This window comes from Armatimonas sp., assembly GCF_043760365.1.
Taxonomy (GTDB): Bacteria; Armatimonadota; Armatimonadia; order Armatimonadales; family Armatimonadaceae; genus Armatimonas.
In genome coordinates this window covers 1-2,188 of sequence record NZ_JAYUPA010000160.1, presented here as the reverse complement: position 1 = coordinate 2,188, position 2,188 = coordinate 1, and the positions used below count along the sequence as shown (strand labels likewise).

At 57.5% G+C, this 2,188-nt stretch carries 3 protein-coding genes; 2 read left to right on the top strand and 1 reads right to left on the bottom strand.

The genetic code is table 11. From position 1 onward, the window contains the following. Both ACH2EH_RS04015 and ybeY read left to right on the top strand, forming a co-directional pair. On the top strand, positions 1-785 hold a 785-nt coding region (locus ACH2EH_RS04015; protein WP_395139183.1), incomplete at its 5' end, for an HDIG domain-containing metalloprotein. 7 nt (positions 786-792) lie between these two features. Beyond that, a complete protein-coding gene (gene ybeY, locus ACH2EH_RS04010) occupies positions 793-1,122 on the top strand; it encodes an rRNA maturation RNase YbeY (RefSeq protein WP_395139181.1) in 330 nt (109 codons plus the stop codon). Positions 1,123-1,141: 19 nt separating this feature from the next. Here the strand turns inward: ybeY and ACH2EH_RS04005 are convergent, their stop codons facing one another. After that, positions 1,142-1,975, bottom strand: coding sequence for a type II secretion system protein (locus ACH2EH_RS04005; RefSeq protein ID WP_395139179.1), 834 nt, complete (start codon positions 1,973-1,975; stop codon positions 1,142-1,144). Positions 1,976-2,188 lie beyond the last annotated feature (213 nt).

Here is a 2,188-nt window from a genome sequence, read left to right as displayed (position 1 = left end):
TTCTCCAGGACTTCCGGATGGCGGTTCCCGGCACCTACGCGCACTCGCTCATGGTGGGAAATCTGGCTCATGCCGCCGCGGAGGCAATCGGTGCGGATGCCATGCTGGTTCGTGTGGCCGCGTACTACCATGATCTGGGCAAGATGAACCGCCCCGAGTTCTTTATTGAGAATCAGTCCAACGCCGAGAACGTCCATGATCGGATCAGCCCCTCGCTCTCGGCACTGGTGCTGGTCAACCATGTCAAAGAGGGGCTGGAGATCGCCGAGCGTGTGGGGCTCCCTCCTGGTGTCCGCGAAGTGATCTCCCAGCACCACGGGACGACTCTGATGAAGTTTTTCTACCACCAGGCCACGGGCGGCGTCCCCGATCCCACGCTGGAGTCGCAGTTCCGCTACCCCGGTCCCAAACCGCAGAGCAAAGAGGCCGCCATTCTCATGCTCGCCGACGGTGTCGAGGCGGCATCGCGTGTGCTTGACAAGCCAACACCCCAGCGGGTGACGGAGTTTGTGAACCGGATGATCGAGGACAAGCGCGCCGACGGCCAGCTCGATGAGTGCCCGCTGACACTACGGGATTTGAAGACCGTTCAGGATGTGTTTACCCGCACACTCTGCGCCACGCTGCATGCTCGCATCGAGTACCCCAAAGAGATTAAAGAAGCGAAAGACACGAAAGAACCTCATGCCAGCGGAGATCCTCGTCCAGAATCATCATCCGAATCAGAGCCTACCCTGGGAACAGGCCGCCGCCGCCGCCCAAAAACTCCTCTGGGAATGCCCTGACGCAGAAGTGAGTGTGGTGATAGTCACCGACGACGAAATCCATGCGCTCAATGCACAGTGGCGTGGCAAGGATAAACCCACGGATGTCCTCTCTTGGCCCCAGTCAGAACCCGATGCCCCACTAAGTGCCTACCTAGGCGATGTGGTGATCTCCCGCGACACAGCGGAGCGCCAAGCCACTGCGCGCGGCTGGGCCCTCGAAGATGAGCTGGCTCTGCTCCTCGTCCACGGCATCCTGCACCTTCTTGGCCATGAAGACGACAGCGAAGCGGGCTCAAAAAAAATGAAGGTGATCGAGCGGCGCATCCTCGGCAAACCACTCGACCCCCTTCCTTAACTAACGATTGTGAGAGACTCTAATCTTCCTGGATGCTCCACTCTGCAGCCTTGGAGGAGCCCCACTTCTTGTAGCCCGCATGGCCATCCCCAAATAAGCAGACAAAGCCGCCAAAGTGTCGGTTGGCGACCTTCGAGGCAGTGATATTGGGGTAGCGATCCGTGCGGAGCTCCTGCTGGATACCGCGAATCGAGTTGCCCTGATCGCAGACAGTTGTCCAGGCATCGAAGATATGAATCGTATTAGCGGGCTGAGCAACAGATGCTTCGGAGACAGAGAGGGTCGTTCCCGTTGTCACAAAACCGCTCTTGTCCTGCCCCGCAAACCCCACAGTGGTCCAGTTCGTTGCACTGGAAGTTCCTAGAGGGATTAGATTACGGCCATAGGACAACTTGTTGACTTTTCCGTAGGGCTGCGTGCTTCCATCTCCGTGGGCCGCAGGCGCGAATCGGGTATTGGCGGTAGTCGCACCACAGTAGTTTCCTGTCGCAGAAACCCCATTAACCGTTAGGGTGACAGATTTCACACTGAGCTCACCGTCAGGGCAAACAAAAATCCCCTCGTTCTTGACATAAGGATAGATAAGCGTGGGCCAGGAGAGCACCGAGTTGGCTGGCGGTGCCGGTGTTGCATCCGCAGGCCCAAGAGGAATCTGCGAGGGCGGGTAGGTTTCGTCATAGTCCTGGACATACATCATGATGGCGGTGCCAAGCTGACGCAGGTTCGAGAGACAGGCGGTCTGACGGGCCTTGGCGCGTGCTTGTGCGAAGACGGGGAAGAGAATGGCGGCGAGAATCGCGATAATGGCGATGACCACCAGAAGCTCAATGAGCGTAAATGCGCGACGAGTCATAAATTTAATCAACCTTTCGAGTACAACCTGTTTATCAATAGCTTAGTTACAGCCCTGCTTGTACGGATCCCAGAGCAGAAAATCCGTGGCCAGATTACTGAGGTTCGCGAGCTTGTTATATGGTGTCGCCTTCGCATGGCCGTCCAACCAGATGGCATTCAAGACGCCACTATGGCGTGCCTTAGCTCGATCCATGGCCTGCTGATCCGTCGG

Bases quoted from the DNA above. Each gene is read 5' to 3' on its own strand.
- ACH2EH_RS04005 (WP_395139179.1), bottom strand. From the start codon at position 1,975: ATGACTCGTCGCGCATTTACGCTCATTGAGCTTCTGGTGGTCATCGCC.